10 protein-coding genes are annotated in these 18,174 nt (G+C 61.4%); 6 read left to right on the top strand and 4 right to left on the bottom strand.

All coding sequences use genetic code 11. The features are described from left to right. The first annotated feature begins 112 nt into the window (after window positions 1–112). The 3 genes from AC07OK_RS15785 to AC07OK_RS15775 all read left to right on the top strand — a co-directional run bounded on the left by AC07OK_RS15785 (window position 113) and on the right by AC07OK_RS15775 (window position 6,754). Complete coding sequence (locus tag AC07OK_RS15785) at window positions 113–574, top strand: cache domain-containing protein (protein WP_494691207.1); 462 nt, start codon at window positions 113–115, stop codon at window positions 572–574. A gap of 188 nt (window positions 575–762) precedes the next feature. After that, complete coding sequence (locus AC07OK_RS15780) at window positions 763–3,684, top strand: TonB-dependent receptor domain-containing protein (RefSeq protein WP_494691206.1); 2,922 nt, start codon at window positions 763–765, stop codon at window positions 3,682–3,684. Window positions 3,685–3,934: 250 nt separating this feature from the next. After that, window positions 3,935–6,754 (top strand): TonB-dependent receptor plug domain-containing protein, encoded by a 2,820-nt coding sequence (locus AC07OK_RS15775; RefSeq protein ID WP_494691205.1) that lies wholly within the window; start codon window positions 3,935–3,937, stop codon window positions 6,752–6,754. A gap of 91 nt (window positions 6,755–6,845) precedes the next feature. Here AC07OK_RS15775 and gap read toward each other — a convergent pair whose 3' ends face one another. Continuing rightward, a complete protein-coding gene (gap, locus tag AC07OK_RS15770) occupies window positions 6,846–7,856 on the bottom strand; it encodes a type I glyceraldehyde-3-phosphate dehydrogenase (RefSeq protein WP_176655548.1) in 1,011 nt (336 codons plus the stop codon). Between the two features lie 48 nt (window positions 7,857–7,904). Continuing rightward, a complete protein-coding gene (tkt, locus tag AC07OK_RS15765) occupies window positions 7,905–9,872 on the bottom strand; it encodes a transketolase (RefSeq protein ID WP_494691204.1) in 1,968 nt (655 codons plus the stop codon). A gap of 178 nt (window positions 9,873–10,050) precedes the next feature. Between tkt and AC07OK_RS15760 the strand changes: the two genes are divergently transcribed. Together AC07OK_RS15760 and AC07OK_RS15755 are read left to right on the top strand one after the other, a co-directional pair. Next, window positions 10,051–10,776, top strand: a complete 726-nt coding sequence (locus AC07OK_RS15760) for a 16S rRNA (uracil(1498)-N(3))-methyltransferase (RefSeq protein ID WP_494691203.1) — start codon at window positions 10,051–10,053, stop codon at window positions 10,774–10,776. Between the two features lie 147 nt (window positions 10,777–10,923). Then, entirely contained in the window at window positions 10,924–12,228 is a 1,305-nt protein-coding gene (locus AC07OK_RS15755; protein WP_494691202.1) for an aspartyl/asparaginyl beta-hydroxylase domain-containing protein, read from the top strand. 119 nt (window positions 12,229–12,347) lie between these two features. Here the strand turns inward: AC07OK_RS15755 and AC07OK_RS15750 are convergent, their stop codons facing one another. Continuing rightward, entirely contained in the window at window positions 12,348–15,281 is a 2,934-nt protein-coding gene (locus AC07OK_RS15750; protein WP_494691201.1) for a TonB-dependent receptor domain-containing protein, read from the bottom strand. A 447-nt stretch (window positions 15,282–15,728) separates the two neighbouring features. Continuing rightward, window positions 15,729–15,920 carry a hypothetical protein gene (locus tag AC07OK_RS15745; protein WP_494691200.1) on the bottom strand — a complete coding sequence of 64 codons (192 nt, stop codon included), beginning with the start codon at window positions 15,918–15,920 and terminating at the stop codon, window positions 15,729–15,731. A 576-nt stretch (window positions 15,921–16,496) separates the two neighbouring features. On the opposite strand from AC07OK_RS15745, the gene AC07OK_RS15740 reads away from it, so the two are divergent. Further along, on the top strand, window positions 16,497–18,137 hold the full coding sequence (locus AC07OK_RS15740) for an NAD(P)/FAD-dependent oxidoreductase (RefSeq protein ID WP_494691199.1): 1,641 nt from the start codon (window positions 16,497–16,499) through the stop codon (window positions 18,135–18,137). Window positions 18,138–18,174 lie beyond the last annotated feature (37 nt).

Here is an 18,174-nt window from a genome sequence, read left to right as displayed (position 1 = left end):
CCTTTGTTAAATTGCCGCTGTTGCGATTTAAACTCGGCAACTACAGTAATATTGAAAACCACAACAGCAGAGCGCCCAGCGCCGTCGCAGTTTTATTCAAAGGAGAAATGATATGAAAGCATTATTCGGTGCCGCAGCGTTAAGCTTAAGCATGTTTGCAATGTCATCGACCGCTGTGGCCGCCGACAAGGGAACGCCTGACGAAGCGGTCGCCATGGTAAAGAAAGCGGTGGCCCTGATTAAATCCGATGGCAAGGAGAAAGCTTTCACCGCGATTTCCGATCCGGCCAATCCGGCTTTCCATGATCGCGACCTGTATATTTATGTGTACGATTTAAATGGCATCGCTTTAGCCCACGGCAATAATCCTAAAATGGTCGGCAAACCTTTGATTACCCTCAAGGATAATGAAGGCAAACCCATGATTAAAGAAATGGTCGACCTCGCCAAATCCAAGGGCAAGGGCTGGGTGGATTTCAAATGGCCGAATCCGGTCACCAAGGCGGTGGAAGCCAAGTCTGGCTATATCGAGAAAGTCGACGACATGTTGGTCGGCTCCGGCATCTACAAATAAAAGCAGTAGCGCGACGCAACAACCGGGACGATGTCCCGGTTTTTTTTCGCCTTCATTCTGGGATCATGCCAAAAATTGGCGCGTAAACGCCAGAAATGAGCTTACAGCCGGGGGAACTCTTCGGCAGCCTAGTCAGTCTATCAGCGGTGACATTCAAAATAACCGTGACATACCCTAGGAGCCGGATAATGAACCATGAAACCACGATCGCCCGCGCCATTCGCCTGCTGTGCATAGTCGGCCCGGCATGCGGCGCGCAAACCGCGATGAGCCAGGAAACCGCCGAACCCATGCAGAAGGTGCTGATAACCGGCTCCCGTATTGCCTCGCCGGCGGCGGAATCGCCTTCGCCATTGCAGATATTAAACTCGGTGGATATTGCCGCTTCCGGCGCCACCAATCTGCAAGATTTATTACAAAAGAATCCAACGATGGGGACGCCGACCATCAGCCGCGCCAATTCCAATTTCCTGACATCGAGCGCGGGCGTTTCCACGGTTAATTTAAGAAACCTCGGCGATTCCCGCACCCTGGTATTAATAAATGGCCGGCGTTTTGTTTCCGGCGTACCAGGAGATACTGCGGTCGACCTCAACACTATTCCCACGGATTTTATCGACCGGGTGGAATTATTAACCGGCGGCGCCTCGGCCACTTATGGCTCGGACGCCGTGGCCGGCGTGGTCAATATTATCTTGAAGAAAAATTTTAATGGGGTGCTGCTCGATGCGCAAACCGGCCGCAGCAACGAAGGCGACGACTTTAAAAAGAAACTGTCGCTGACTTTCGGCACCACCAGCGCGGACGGCGCCAGCAATGTCATGGGCCATTTCGGCTACTCGAAACAGGGCATGGTGGCCTCGCGCGACCGTCCGGCCTCGGCCGTCGACCAGACCTCGGCCATCACCCAGGGCCACCCGGAACTGGCGTTCGTGGTCAAGCGGCCCAACTTTTCCGGCTATGCGCCGCAGGGCCATTTCTTCGGCGACAGCGAAGATTTCACCTATGATGCAAATAACAACATTATCCCGTGGAATCAAAATGGCGCGGCCGGCAGCGGCGCCGGCGCCACCGGCTTCAACCGTTCAGCCTACCGCCTGATCGCCGTCCCGACCGAGCGCTACCTGTTCGCCACCAACGGCAACTGGGCATTCAACGACAGCCACAGCGCGTTCTTCGAGGGCACCTACGCCTCGTCCAAGGTCGATGCCAATATCGAACCCTTCGCCCTGGGCTCGGACCTGGTGTACAAGCCCAGCGGCCAGGTGCCGGCCGCCTCCCTCGTCAACGGCGTGCTGGTCAAGAATCCGCTGGTGCCGCAGTATTTATATGACCGCATCAGCGACACCGACGGCGACGGCGTGCCGGACTACTTCTTCACCCGCCGCCTGTCCGAGTTCGGCCCGCGCCATTCGACGGTGGACCGCGACACCTTCCGCCTGGCAACCGGCCTGAAGGGCACGGTGCGCGACTGGAACTATGAGGCCTACCTGGCCTACGGCAAGACCAAGGAGGCGCAAAACTCCACCGGCCAGGTCAATGTGATGAGCTTGCGCAATGCGCTGGAGGCGATACCCGGTCCGGACGGCGCGCCGGTATGCCGCGACGTGCATGCGGTGGCCGAGGGTTGCGTGCCGATCAACATCTTCGGCTACCACAGCATCACCCCGGCCGCGCTCAAATACGTGACCGCGCCCGGTTCGCTGGAAACGGCGATCACGCAGAAGCTGGTGGGCGGCTCGGTCACCGGCGAGGTGCCCGGCCTGGCCGCCGGCCGCATCGGCATCGCCGCCGGCTTCGAATGGCGCAGCGAGGATTCCAGTGCGATTCCCGATCCGCTGACCCAGTCCGGCCTGAACGCCGGCAACGCCCTGCCCCCCACTTTCGGCAACTTCCTGGTGCGCGAAGTGTTTGTCGAAACCAGGGTGCCGCTGCTCAAGGAGCGGCCGTTTGCCCGCGAGCTGAGTTTCCTCGGCACGGTGCGGCACGGCGACTATTCCACCGTCGGCAGCACCAACAGCTGGAACGCCGGCCTGGAATGGGGCGTCAGTTCCGACGTCAAGCTGCGCGGCACGCGCGCGCAATCGACGCGGGCGCCCAATATCAACGAGCTGTTCCAGGCGCCCAGCCAGGATTTCCCGACCGGCCTGGTCGATCCCTGCGAGGGCGTGGCGTCTTCCGGGACCAGCGCGCTGGCCGTCAATTGCCGCAATGCGCCGGGCGTTGCGGCCAATATGGCGGCACATGGCGGCGTGTTCACGTTAAATCAGGCGGACCAGCAAGGCATCAGCGGCTACAACAGCGGCAACCCCAATCTCAAGGCGGAAAAAGGCCGCTCCACCACCATAGGCCTGGTGGTGACGCCGCGCTCGGTGCCGCTGCTGCGCCGCTTCACTTTTACGGTCGACTATTTCACCATCAAGATCGCCGACGCCATCGTCAGCACCGATCGCCAATATGCGCTGGATCAATGCTACAACCAGAACAATCAGGCGTTTTGCAGCTTCATCACGCGCCGCCCCGCGGCCGTGGGCAACCTGAGCTCAGGCTCCATTCGATATAGCAACATCGCCTCCACCAACAGCGGCGGCTTCGGCACCGAGGGCGTCGACCTGACGGCCTCGTGGTCGGACAAGGTCGGCCCCGGCAACCTGAGCGCCCGCCTGGCCTGGACCTGGCTGCGCCAGCTGTGGCAGAAGGCGACGCCGGAGGCGGAGAAGAACAGCGACGTCGGCGAGATCACGGCGGCCAACACCAATGCGCCGCGCAACCGGGCCGGCCTCAACCTCGCCTACAAATGGGGCCCGGCCGGCGTCAACTGGACAGCCACCTACACCGGCCCGGTATCGCTGGACGACCAGTTCCTGAAGAGCCTGAGCATCGCGCCGGGCACGGTGGGCGTGGGTTCGCGCACCTACAACGATTTCCAGTTCACCTATGACGTGAAGAAATACCTGCAACTCTACCTGGGCATCGACAACGCCTTCAACGCCAAGGCGCCGCCCATCATCAGCGGCCTGCCCGGCAACCAGACCGGCACCGAAACCGATACCTCGACCTACGACGCGATCGGCCGGCGCTACTACCTGGGCTTGCGCATCACCTTGTAGCGCAAAAGGAACAGCAACGTTATTTTTTTGATTATTTTGTCATTTTATGTTTACAGAAATGCCATCAACCCAATACATTGGCAGATCGGAAAAAAATGTTTTTCCGACAATTTGCAATCGCGAATGAAAATTGGAGGAGTTGGTAATGATCAAGGAAACAACGTTGTCCCGTTCTGTACGCATGATCTGCGTGGGCGGACTGGCGCTCGGCTTACAAGCCGCCCATGCGCAAGAAGCAGCTGCGGATAGCATGCAAAAAGTACAAATCACGGGTTCCCGTATTTCGTCGCCCGGCGCCGACTCGCCGTCGCCTTTGCAAATCCTGTCGAGCGCCGATATCGCGGCCTCGGGCGCCACCAATTTGCAGGATTTGCTGCAAAAGAACCCGACCATGGGGACGCCGACCCTGAGCCGCACCAACTCCAACTTCGTCACCTCCAGCGCCGGCGTGTCCACCGTCAACCTGCGTAACTTGGGCGACTCGCGCACCCTGGTGCTGGTCAACGGCCGCCGCTTCGTCTCCGGCGTGCCGGGCGATACCGCGGTCGACCTGAACACCATTCCGGTCGATTTCATCGAACGGGTCGAACTGCTGACCGGCGGCGCCTCCGCCACCTACGGCTCGGACGCGGTGGCCGGCGTGGTCAACATCATCCTCAAACGTAACTTCAACGGCCTGATGTTCGACGCCTCGACCGGACGCAGCTCGGAAGGCGACGACTTCAAGAAAAAACTGGCGCTGACCTTCGGCACCTCCAGCGCCGACGGCAACAGCAACGTCATGGGCCACTTCGGCTATTCCAAGCAAGGCCAGGTCGCCTCGCGCGACCGCGCCATCTCGGCCAACGACCAGGTCTCCAAACTGACCAAGACCGGCGAAGCCGGCGACGCCTTTACCCCGGTGCGCAGCCTGTCCGGCTTTGCGCCGCAAGGCCACTTCTTCCACGACACGGGCGACTTCACCTACGACCGCGCCGGCAACATCATCCCATGGAACCAGAACGGCGCCGGCGGCGCGACGCCAACCGGCTTCAACCGCTCGGACTATCGCCTGATCGCCGTTCCGACCGAGCGCTTCCTGCTGGCCACCACGGGCAATCTGTACATCAACGACAAGGCCACCGCCTTCTTCGAAGGTAACTTCGCCTCGTCCAAGACCCGCACCAACACCGAACCATTCGCGCTGGCGTCGGCCGACATCTACAAGGGTTCGGATGGCCTGGTGCCGGCCGAGACCATGGTCAACGGCAAGGCCATACGCAATCCGCTGGTGCCGCAATATCTGTACGACCGCATTTCCGACAACGATGGCGACGGCCTGCGCGACTACAGCTTCAGCCGCCGCATGTCCGAGGTGGGCAGCCGCACCCAGACCGCCGACCGCGACACCTTCCGCCTGGCCACCGGCCTGAAGGGCACCGTCGGCGACTGGAACTACGACACCTATATCGCCTACGGCAAGACCAAGGAAGCGCAGAACTCGTCCGGTCAAGTAAACGTGCTGAACTTCCGCAACGCGCTGGAGGCCATCCCCGACATCAACGACGTCAACCACAACGGCAGCACCAGCGACGTCATCTGCGCCGATGCCAATGCGCGCGCGCTCGGTTGCGCGCCGATCAATGTGTTCGGCTTCAACTCGATCAGCCCGGAAGCCTTGAAATACGTGCTGGCGCCGGGCTCGCTGACCACGGCCATCACCCAGAAGCTGGCGGGCGGCTCGATCAGCGGCGAATACTTCGACCTGCCGGCCGGTAAGATCGGCTGGGCGGCCGGCTTCGAATGGCGCGACGAACAATCGAGCGCGATTCCCGACCCGCTGACGCAGGCAGGTTTGAACGCCGGCAATGCCCTGCCGCCGACCGAGGGTGGTTACCATGTGCGCGAATTCTTCATCGAAACCCGCGTGCCGCTGCTGAAAGACGCGCCGTTCGCCAAGTCGCTGGCCTTCAACGGCGCTTTCCGTAATGGCCACTACTCCACCGTTGGCAACACCAACAGCTGGAACGCTGGCCTGGAATGGGCGCCGACTTCGGACATCAAATTCCGCGGAACGCGCGCGCTGTCGACCCGTGCGCCGAATATCAACGAACTGTACCAGGCGCCTAGCCAGACCTTCCCGAGCGACCTGTCCGACCCGTGCGAAAACGTGACCGCCACCTCGACCGGCAAGTACGACGCGGTCTGCCGCACCGATCCCGGCGTGCGCGCCAACATCGCGGCCAACGGCCAGGTCACGCTGACCCAGCCGGACAAACAGGGCATCAGCGGCTACGACAGCGGCAACCCCAATCTGAAGGCAGAAAAAGGCCGTTCGACGACGATCGGCGTGGTGTTCACCCCGCGCTCGATTCCCATGCTGAGCAAGTTCACCTTCACGGCCGATTACTTCAGCATCAAGATCGCCGACGCCATCCTGCTGGGCGACCGCCAATACACGCTGAACCAGTGCTACAGCGGCAATGCCGCCTATTGCAAGTTCATCACCCGCCGCACCAGCACCGTGGGTGATTCCAGCGCCGGCGCCCTGAAGTACATCGACAGCCAGAACCTGAACTCCGGCGGCACCTCCACCAAAGGCATCGACATCACGGCGTCATGGTCGGACTACGTCGGACCGGGCCGTCTGAGCGCGAATATCGCCTACACCTACCTGAAGGACTTCTGGGATCGCCAGCAGCCCGACGCGGACCGCAACTACTCGGTCGGTGAAATCGGCTTCGCCCGCAACAAGGCCGTCATCAACCTGGCGTACAAATGGAACAAGTTCGGCGCCCACATGACCACCAGCTACACCGGTCCCGGCGCGCTGGATGACCAGTTCATGATCACCAACGGCCTGGCACCGGGCGCGGTCAAAGTGGGTTCCAAGACCTACAACGACTTCCAGTTCACCTATGACGTGGCGAAGAAAATCGAACTTTACCTGGGGATCGACAACGCCTTCAACGCCAAGCCTGCACCGATCATCACCGGTTTGCCGGGCAATACCACTGGCGCGGAAACCAACGCCAGCGTGTACGATCCGATCGGCCGCCGCTTCTACCTGGGCGTGCGCGGTACACTGTAACCTCGCACCACCATAAAAAAAACCTCCATCTGCACTGAGCGCGCTCTTGAGCGCGTTCAGGCTGATGGAGGTTTTTTATTGGTGGACCGGATTACTTGGCGGTCATCAGCGCAACAGTGGTGTCGAGCATGCGGTTCGAGAAGCCCCACTCATTGTCGTACCACGACGATACCTTGACCAGGCGGCCCGACACTTTGGTCAGGGTCGAGTCGAAGTTCGACGAGGCAGGATTGTGGTTGAAGTCGATCGACACCAGCGGTTCGGTCTGATAGGTCAGCACTTCCTTCAGCGCGCCTTCGGCGGCGGCCTTCATCAGCGCGTTGACTTCGTCCACGGTCGTGTCGCGCTTGGCGATGAACGACAGGTCGACCAGCGACACGTTGATGGTCGGCACGCGGATCGCGAAACCGTCCAGCTTGCCGTTCAGCTCAGGCAGCACCAGGCCGACCGCGGCGGCGGCGCCGGTCTTGGTCGGGATCATGCTCATCGTGGCCGAACGGGCGCGGCGCAGGTCTTCATGCATCACGTCCGACAGCACCTGGTCGTTGGTGTAGGCGTGTATCGTGGTCATCAGGCCGGTTTCCACGCCGATGGCGTCGTTCAGCGGCTTGACCAGCGGGGCCAGGCAGTTGGTGGTGCACGACGCGTTCGAGATCACGGTGTCGCTAGCTTTCAGCACGTGCTGGTTGACGCCGTACACGATGGTGGCGTCGACGTCCTTGCCGCCCGGTGCCGAGATGATGACTTTCTTGGCGCCGCCCTTCAAGTGGGCCGAAGCCTTCTCTTTGGTGGTGAAGAAGCCGGTGCACTCGAGCACCACGTCCACGCCCAGATCGCCCCATGGAATTTCCGCCGGGTTGCGCTGCGCGAACACGCGGATCACGTCGCCGTTCACGATCATGTTGTCGCCGTCCACCGTCACGGTGCCTGGGAACTTGCCGTGGGCGGTGTCGTAGCGGGTCAGGTGGGCGTTCGATTTGGCGTCGCCCAGGTCGTTGATCGCAACGATCTGGATGTCTTGTTTCTTGCCGCCTTCGTAGAAAGCGCGCAGCACATTGCGGCCGATGCGGCCGTAGCCATTGATTGCAACTTTGATCGTCATACTATGCTCCTGATGAGAAAAATAGGTAATTCAACAAGCAATTATAGATTATGCAATGACAGATTTGACTTTCGCCACGACGTTTTCCACCGTGAAGCCGAAGTGCTTGAACAGCACGCCTGCCGGAGCCGATTCACCGAAGGTATCGATGCCGACCACCGCGCCTTCCAGGCCGACGTATTTGTACCAGAAATCGGTCACGCCGGCTTCGATCGCCACGCGTGGCAAGCCTTTGGTCAACACGCTGGCCTTGTAGGCGGCGTCCTGACGGTCAAATACATCGGTCGACGGCATCGACACCACGCGTGCCGCGATGCCTTCGCCGGCCAGCGCCGCAGCGGCGGCAACGGCCAGCTCGACTTCCGAACCGGTGGCGATCAGCGTGACCTTGGCGCCGGCCACTTCGCTCAGCACGTAGCCGCCGCGGGCGACGTCGGCGATCTGCTGGGCCGAACGCTCCTGGTACGGCAGGTTCTGGCGCGAGAAGATCAGGGTCGACGGACCGTTCTTGCGCTTGACCGCCTCGCCCCATGCGACCATCGACTCGACGGTGTCGCACGGACGCCAGTTGTCCAGGTTGGGGATCAAACGCATCGACGAGACGTGCTCGACCGACTGGTGGGTCGGGCCGTCTTCGCCCAGGCCGATCGAATCGTGGGTGAACACGAAGATCGAACGCAGCTTCATCAGCGCGGCCATGCGCAGCGCGTTGCGGCTGTAGTCGGAGAAGGTCAGGAAGGTGGCGCCGAACGGGATGTAGCCGCCGTGCAGCGTGACGCCGTTCATGATGGCCGACATGCCGAACTCGCGCACGCCGTAGTTGACGTGGTTGCCCGGCTTGCCGGAACGCAGCGCGACGCACTCTTTCCAGTTGGTCAGGTTGGAGCCGGTCAGGTCGGCCGAGCCGCCCAGGAATTCCGGCAGCACCGGCGCCAGCGCCTGGATGGCGTTCTGGCTGGCCTTGCGGGTGGCGATGTTTTCTTTCTTGTCGACGCAGGCGGCGATGCCGGCCGCCAGGGTCGCGTCGAACGCGGCTGGCAGGTCGCCGGCCATGCGGCGGCTCAGTTCGGCGGCTTCGGCCGGGAATTGCTTGCCGTAGGCGGCGAAGGTCTCGGCCCACTCGGCTTCCAGCTTGGCGCCGGCGGCCTTGGCGTCCCAGGCGGCGTAGATGTCGGCCGGGATCTCGAACGGCGCGGCGCTCCAGCCGATGTATTCGCGCACGGCGGCGATTTCCTTGTCGCCCAGCGCGGCGCCGTGCACCTTGTCGCCGCCTTGCAGGTTGGGCGAACCCTTGCCGATGATGGTCTTGCAGCAAATCAGGGTCGGCTTGCTGGAGGTCTTGGCGGCGGCGATGGCGGCCGAGACGGCGGCGACATCGTGGCCGTCGACGGCGCGGATCACGTTCCAGCCATAGGCTTCGAAACGGGCCGGGGTGTCGTCGGTGAACCAGCCTTCGACCTTGCCGTCGATCGAGATGCCGTTGTCGTCGTACAGGGCGATCAGCTTGTTCAGGCCCAGGGTGCCGGCCAGCGCGCACACCTCGTGCGAGATGCCTTCCATCAGGCAGCCGTCGCCGACGAAGGCGTAGGTGTAGTGGTTGACGATGTCAAAGCCGGGCTTGTTGAACTCGGCGCCCAGCAGGTACTCGGACAGCGCCATGCCGACCGCGTTGGCGATACCCTGGCCCAGCGGGCCGGTGGTCGTTTCCACGCCGGGCGTGACGTCCACTTCCGGGTGGCCCGGGGTTTTCGAATGCATCTGGCGGAAGGACTTGATGTCGTCCATGCTCAGCGCATAGCCGGACAGGTGCAGCAGCGCGTAGTGCAGCATCGAGCCGTGGCCGTTGGACAGCAGGAAGCGGTCGCGGTTCACCCATTTCGGGTTGGCCGGGTTGTGGCTGTAATGGCCACTCCACAGCGCAACAGCGATTTCGGCCATGCCCATCGGCATGCCTGGGTGGCCGGAATTGGCCTTCTGGACGGCGTCCATTGCCAGCGCGCGGATCGCGTTAGCCATTTGGGTGGTTGGAAGCATAGAAGTCATCGTTGGTCTATCACGGAAGTATGGAAACTGGTGGCAATGGAATGCTGCTGTCGTTACGGCTCTGTGCTGCACGCCTGCTGAACCCATTATTTTACCAGACCGAGGCGTCCAGCATTTAAAATTGCGGAACTCAAACCGACCGGATTCGCGCATGCCCCGCTTTTATATCTCCCAGCCTTTGGCCATCGGCCAGCTCGTCAGCCTGCCCGAGGCGGTCGCCCACCACATCCAGGTGCTGCGCCTGGCGCCGGGCGAACTGGTCACGCTGTTCAACGGCCAGGGCGGCGAATACAGCGCCACGCTGAGCGAGATCGGCAAGCGCCACGTCAGCGTCGAGGTCAAGACCCACCAGCCGCGCGAGGTCGAGCTGCCGTTCGGCATCACGCTGGCGCAGGCCCTGCCCGAGGCCAGCAAGATGGACTGGATCATCGAGAAGGCGATCGAGCTGGGCGTGTCCGGCGTGCAGCCGCTGGCGGCGCAGCGCTGCGTGGTACGGCTGTCGGCCGAACGGGCGGAAAAGAAGATGGCGCACTGGCAGGGCATCATCGAGTCGGCCTCCGAGCAGAGCGGCCGCAACCGCCTGGCCCAGCTGGCGCCGCTGCAAGACTACAAGCAATGGATCACCCAGCAGGACATGCACCGCCGCATCATCCTGACGCCACGCGCCGAACAGTCGCTGGCCGACTGGGCGCGCCACCAGAGCCCGCAGGCGGTGACGCTGGTGATCGGCCCCGAAGGCGGCCTCAGCGACGCCGAGGAAAGCCTGGCGATCCAGCACGGCGCCCTGCCGCTGGCCATGGGCCCGCGCATCCTGCGCACCGAGACCGCCGGCTTGTCGGCGGCCGCCATTTTGAGCGGGCTGTGGGGAGGCATGTAACGGCCTGCGGCGAAATCTAAGCCAATGATGCGGAATTCCAACACTTGATCTGGTTTCATGCCGCCCTTGCCGCTGGAGGCTGGGGCGACGGGCTATAATTTTTTGGCAAGCAACAAAGCTTCCTTGCCAACCCGTCAACGACTAGAAATGATCACCTCCATGCACCATCCGCACACGGCAACTGAAGTCGCCATCCTGGAGGCCGCAGCAATCAAAGCCAGCAAGGCCGGACAGGAGGAAGAAGCCGGCCGCACCTGGGCCCGCATCCTCGAACTGCAGCCGGCCCATGTGCTGGCGCTGAGCTCACTGGGCAAGCGCGCCTTCCGCTACAACGACATCGACACCGCCCGCCGCGCCTTCGAACGGCTGGCGCAGGCCGCGCCCGACGATCCGCAAAGCTGGATCAGCCTGGCGCTGGCCTGCCAGCGCCAGCAGGATGAAAAAGCCGAGGAAATCGCCATCCACAACGCGCTGGTGGCCGACCCGTCGCACATGGTGGCGCTGATACTGCGCGCCAACCTGCTGGAACGGCAAGGCAAGACTCACCAGTCGGCTTCGGTGTATGGCGCGGTGGCGGCGGTGGCGCCGCCGGTCGAGCAGCTCGACCCCGGCATGCGCGACGCCGTCCAGCATGCGATGCAGTATGTCGACCAGTACCACGCCGGCTACGGCCGCTTCCTCGACCGTTTTCTGGAACAGCAATACCAGCAGTATGCCGGTGAAGACCTGCGCCGCTTCCGCGAATCGGTGGACCTGATGGTGCGCCGCAAGCGCCGCTACGAGTCGGCATCGATGATGTACCACTACCCCGGCCTGCTGCCGCAAGCCTTCCTGCCGCGCGAGCAGTTCCCGTGGCTGGACGCGATCGAAGCCGGCACCGACGCCATCCGCGACGAATTCCTGCAAGTGCTGCAAGCCGAGGCCGGCTTCACGCCCTACCTGACCTACGCCGCCGACGTGCCGCACAACCAGTTCGCCGAGCTGAACAACTCGCCACGCTGGAGCGCCTTTCACCTGCTCAAGGATGGCGTGCCGGTGCCGGACAACGCCGCGCAATGCCCGCGCACGATGGAACTGCTGGGCGGCGCGCCGCAGCCGGACCAGCCCGGCCGCACGCCGACCGCGATGTTCTCGCTGCTCAAACCCAAGACCCGCATACCGGCCCACGTCGGCGTCAGCAACGCGCGCCTGGTCACGCACCTGCCGCTGATCGTGCCGCCGGGCTGCCGCTTCCGCGTCGGCAACGACACGCGCGCGTGGGTGCCGGGCCAGGCCTGGGTGTTCGACGACACCATCGAGCACGAAGCCTGGAACGACAGCGAGCAGCTGCGCGTGGTCTTGATCTTCGACATCTGGCATCCGCAGCTGTCGCTGGCCGAGCGCGCGCTGATCACCGCGCTGACCGACGGTATCAACAGCTTCCGCGGCCAGCAGGGCGGCTTCGACCTCTGACGGCCACGCGCCACGCCACGACGGCGCCTGCGGGCGCCGTTTTTTTACGTCCGTCCGCAGCGCGAAAAAAAACGGCACCCGAAGGTGCCGTTCTTGGAGCTCGCTAGCGACTAATCAGATTAGAAGCGCGCGGTCAGGTTCAGGTACATGAAGCGACCCAGCGAATCGTACACCTGTGGGTAGCCGTTACCGTTAGCAGCACCTGCAGCAGCGGTCACAACGGTCGACACGATCGGTGGATCTTTGTCGAACAGATTGTTGATACCGGCGCTCAGGCTGATCTTCTTGGTGATCGGATACTGAACGTTCAGGTCGAAGTAGTTACGACGGCCCAGTTGAGCTTCGATTGGAGCCACTTGGACCACACCTTTATCGTCAACGTTCTTCAGCTGATCATCCGAGCTGAAACCTTCCTGCTTGGTCGAACCAACATAGCGCCAGGTTGCCGATACGTCGAGTTTCCAAGGAGTCGACCAGGTCACACGGGCTTTATGGCGCCATTCCGGAGTTGGCGTACCGCAGGTGGCACCGAAGTAGCCTTTGCAGTCATACGAGCCCAGGCCTGGCACGTTCTCCGTCGTCTGCGAACGCATGTAGGTGCCGTTCAGGTTGAAGTTGAACGTACCCAAGTTAGCAGCGCGCATCACATAGGCGGCGCCCACGTCCAGACCGGACACGCCGACCGAGCCGATATTGGCTTTGGTGGCGGTGACATAGCCCAGAGGACCGTTAGGCGACAGCCACAGGCTGCCGAACTCGTCGCGTTTGACCAGCGCGCAGAAACTTGGAGTCGCTTTGGTCAAGCACTGAGTCAGAGCAACGGTAGGATCAACGGTCGAGATCGTGTTTTTGATGTCGATCTTGAACGCGTCCAGTGTGATGGTCAGGTTTTTAATCGGGTTCAGCACCAGGCCCAGGGTATAGGTCGTCCCTTCTTCTGGGGCCAGGGTCGGATTACCGCCGGTCAAACTGGAGTGCTGGTTGGCCGAATTGTAGTCGATATGACCGTATTGGGCAGCGGTGACGCCGGTGTTGGCGCAAGCAGCAGCGCTAGCACTTGGGTGATGATGCTTTGGATCGCTGTCCAGCACGCCTTCGCATGGGTCGATCGCTGCACCGCCATTGCCGATCGAACGTGGGTTGTACAGGTCAGGAATGGTTGGAGCACGAACGGCGCGCTGATAGCTGCCGCGTACACGCACCAGGTCCGCCACCGGCGCCCAGTCCACGCCCACACCGTAGGTGTTGGCGGTGTGGTCGGTGCTGTACTCGGAACGACGGAACGAGCCCGACAGATCCAGCGAATCAGCAAATGGCTTTTTCTCCACCAAAGGAACGCGGGTCTCGGCGAAAATTTCCTTGACCGAGTAACCGCCGACAACCGGTGGCGATGCGCCGCCAGCGCCAGACAGGTCGCCCGACAGGGTGGTCTCATCCGGACGATAGACCAGCTTCTCAGCACGGCGTTCTACGCCGAACGACACGCCGATACCGTTGCTCGACCATGGCGTCTTGATGCCATATACGCCCAAGTCGGCGCCCATGGTACCGCCCATGATGATCTGTTGGGTGTAACCGGTGTTGAGACCCGAAGCGCTCAGGTACTTCAGCATCTCCGGGGTGATCGCACCGCCGTAGAGGTTGTAAGGTACGCAACCTTTATCGGCACCACTGACCGCCGATGCGCAAGTCGCCTTACCACCGACATTGACCACGTCGAAGGCTTTGGCGATCCTGCTCGCCGAGAAGTAATTGACATTCGATTCGGCGTGGCTGACACGTGCGAACTGACCGAATACGTCATACGACCAGTTGCTGATCTCGCCCTTGACACCCAGCACTTCGCGGAAGGAGTTGTCGTTGATCGAGTCGATACGTGGACCACCTTCGACGTTACGCTTGGAGATGCCGACGGTAGTTTTCGAGGTTGGCGAATTGGTCAGGCCCAGCGCAGTACGCCATGCGTCGCTCAGCATCGGGTTGTCGCCGAAGATCGTGGCGCGGATGCCGACGAAAATACCGCCAGGCGCCACTTGCGCCTCGGTCGAGTAATTGTGGAAACCAAATTCCTGGTAAACGCGCGCCTTGTCATTGATATCGTAGTGCGCCTGGGCGTTGAAACCATACATCTGCGAAGGACGCTGCAGATAGTTCAGCGGACCAAAGTTGTAAGCGTCGGCGACGCCGTCGTACGGCTTGACACCGCCTTTACCGTCGTTGGTGAAGCCGCCGACGCGACCGCTTGCCTGGGTACCGGAACCAACGCAGGTGAAGCCGGCGTTGCCGCCTTGCAATGAGCACGAGCTGAAGTCACGCGCCGATTGCAGCACGGCGTTGGTTTCTTTGTAGTTAAAGAACAAGGTGGCGTTACCCTTGTTGTTGTCGAAGTTACTACCCAACAGAACGCTGGCGTCCTTGGTGCGGCCGTCGAAGTTGACGTTGCCTGGAACCGGGAAGCCACGCTTGGACACTACATCGGCAACGGCATTGTGCTGGTCGTGATTGAAGCCGGCGACGTTGGCCTGGACTTCAACGCCTTCGAAGTTGTCGCGCAGGATGAAGTTAATCACGCCTGCGACCGCGCCCGCGCCGTACACCGCGCCGGCGCCGCCGGTCAGCACTTCAACACGCTTGATCAGGCCACCTGGAATTTCGTTCAAGTCCGGTGCGGAATCCTTCACGCTACCGGCTGGCAGACGCTTGCCGTTGACCAGCACCAGGGTGCGGTCGGAGCCCAGGCCGCGCAAGTTGGCGGTCGCGGTACCGGATGCGCCGTTGGAGTACGCGGCGCCCTGCGAAGCAAACACTTGCGGCAGGTTGTTGAGCATGTCTTCGACATTGCGTACGCCATCGATCTTGATGTCTTTGGCGCTCAGGACTGTCACTGGGCTGGCGCCCTCGGTGTTCAGGGTTGGAATGCGCGAGCCGGTCACCTCAACTTTTTGCATCGGCTGGTCCGGTGCCTGCTGCGCGGACGCGGCATGCATACCCAGCGCAATCCCGCTGACAAATGCCACGCGGATCGAGCGAGACAATACTGTTTCCTTGATCATTATATTGAATTCCCTTGGTGTGTTTATTAGAACGTTTAACGGCATCTTTTGGATAGCAACTAAAAACGACCCATTTCTTTGTTTAACCTCTACCGACTGAGAATAGTCTGGATAAGACTATTCATTCACCGGCTACTTCTCTTTCTCTGCCCCAGGTAAAGATCGGCGCTTGCGTCATCGTTGATGAAATAAAGCCAAACTTTTCCGCTGTTCATAAAAACATAGCAACTCGGCTATTGTCAATGAACCTTACACAGTCGGAACGAGCGCGCGGATGGCGGCAGTTTCTGCGCACTGGCGTGGTGCGATGCGGCAAAGCACGGGCGCAAAGATTCAGGTAGATGTATTTTAGTTAACTTTTAAGGTTGTCTCGTTCATACAACATCGCAGTAGCATGTTACTCAGATTGCCAAAAAACACTTCCAAAAAGACATTTTTAATTTCCTATCAAATAACGAAATGATCGCAAAAAAACAACAACCCGCTGTACTTGCGCCATTTCCCGTCGTACTGCAGCACGTTGCGTGCAAGTACACCAAAATTTTCACCCGTCAAGCCACAACCGGCGAAAATCAATGGAAAACCGGGGCTTCCCAGAACAAAGCGCATCCCATATGCCAAGGCCAACGGGTTTTTCATCGCTGGCGATGCGCCACGAAATTTCCCAAAGGCAACTAAAACACCCCGGATCCCGGATCAAAACCGGCATCTGTCCGTTTTGGTGCTAGTCGTCTTTTTGCAACAAAATATCAGTTATTTCATTTATAAATAATTTCCAAATTACAACACTCGGGGCGGGCCGAATTGTTTATAAGCGAAAATTTTCTGGTTTTGGCGATGCGGCCATTAGTTCCAAATTGTTTATAGATGGGCATTCTAATTCTGAAGTTTAAATATTCTCAGAATAAACAAACAGAATAAGAAACTGGTTCCATTAAATAAATCCGGTTTATCTCGGATGCGCGAAAATATGCGCCGGAACAGCAATGAACGCCCGGCCGATGAACTGAATATCTCGCCAGCCCCGCCCCAACGTCTTATATTGAGCATGCCGCGTTGGCGCCACGATCCAACCGGCGGGCACAGCCGGAACAGCTGCAATTGGCGGCCATTGCGGGTAAAATACGGGGTTTTACGGGCCGATCCGGAGCAGCACGCCGCCGCGCCGGCCCGACGATCATGGCGCCTAGACAGCGCCCTCTCAGGAAGCCATCCATGTTGCGATTAAACGAAGTCAAACTCCCGCTGAATCACGCCGAGGCCGACCTGCCGGCCGCCATCCTGGCGCGCCTGGACATCGCCGCCGACGCCCTGCTCGGCTACACGGTATTCAAACGCAGCTACGACGCCCGCAAGAAAACCGCGATCGTGCTGATCTATTCACTCGACGTCGAGGTCAAGGACGAAGCAGCGCTGCTCAAACGCCTGCAGCACGACGCCCACCTGATGCCGGCGCCGGACACCTCCTATCAATTCGTCGCCCACGGCGAGCAGTTGGCCGGCCACGACCAGAACCCGCGCCCGGTCGTGATCGGCACCGGCCCCTGCGGCCTGTTCGCGGCGCTGATCCTGGCGCAGATGGGCTTGCGTCCCATCATCCTCGAGCGCGGCAAGCAGGTGCGCGAACGCACGGTCGACACCTTCGGCTTCTGGCGCAAGCGCGAGCTCAATCCCGAGTCCAACGTGCAGTTCGGCGAAGGCGGCGCCGGCACCTTCTCGGACGGCAAGCTGTACAGCCAGATCAAGGACCCCAAGCACTACGGCCGCAAGGTGCTGACCGAGTTCGTCAAGGCCGGCGCGCCGGAGGAGATCATGTATGTCAGCAAGCCGCACATCGGCACCTTCCGCCTGGTCAAGATGGTCGAGCAGATGCGCGCCAACATCGAGCAGATGGGCGGCGAATACCGCTTTGAAAACAAGGTGGTCGACATCGAGATCGAGCAAGGCCCGGACGGCGGCCAGGTGCGAGGCCTGACGCTCGAAAGCGGCGAGAAGATCGTCACCAACCACGTGGTGCTGGCGGTCGGCCACAGCGCGCGCGACACCTTTGAAATGCTGTACCGGCGCGGCGTCTACGTCGAGGCCAAGCCGTTCTCGATCGGCTTCCGGGTCGAGCACCCGCAATCGCTGATCGACGCCTGCCGCTTCGGCCCCAACGCCGGCCACCCCATCCTCGGCGCCGCCGACTACAAGCTGGTGCACCATGCCTCCAACGGCCGCGCCGTGTACAGCTTCTGCATGTGCCCGGGCGGCACGGTGGTGGCGGCCGCGTCCGAACCGGGCCGCGTGGTCACCAACGGCATGAGCCAGTATTCGCGCAACGAGCGCAACGCCAACAGCGCCATCGTGGTCAGCATCTCGCCGGAAGTCGACTACCCCGGCCACCCGCTGGCCGGCATCGAGTTCCAGCGCCGGCTGGAGGAAAAGGCGTTTGAGCTGGGCGGCGGCACCTACAATGCGCCGGGCCAGCTGATGGGCGACTTTGTCGCAGGCCGCGCCTCGACCGAGTTTGGCAGCGTGGTGCCGTCGTACAAGCCGGGCGTGCACCTGACCGACCTGGCGACCATCCTGCCGGAGTTCGCCGTGACCGCGCTGCGCGAAGCCTTCCCGGCGTTCGACAAGCAGGTCAAGGGCTACTTCAAGCACGACGCCGTGCTGACCGGGCTGGAGACGCGCACCTCGTCGCCGATCCGCATCAAGCGCCGCGACGACACGCTGCAAAGCCTGAACACGCGCGGCCTGTTCCCGGCCGGCGAAGGCGCCGGCTACGCCGGCGGCATCCTGTCGGCCGGCGTCGACGGCATCAAGGTGGCCGAGGCGGTGGCGCTGTCGATGGCCGCCGACCAGCAGCAATAATCCCCTCCCCCGGACCGGTCTCTGATACACATCTCCG

The organism is Duganella sp. GW821-FHT07G03 (assembly GCF_059418605.1).
This window is presented reverse-complemented; position numbering and strand designations above follow the sequence as displayed.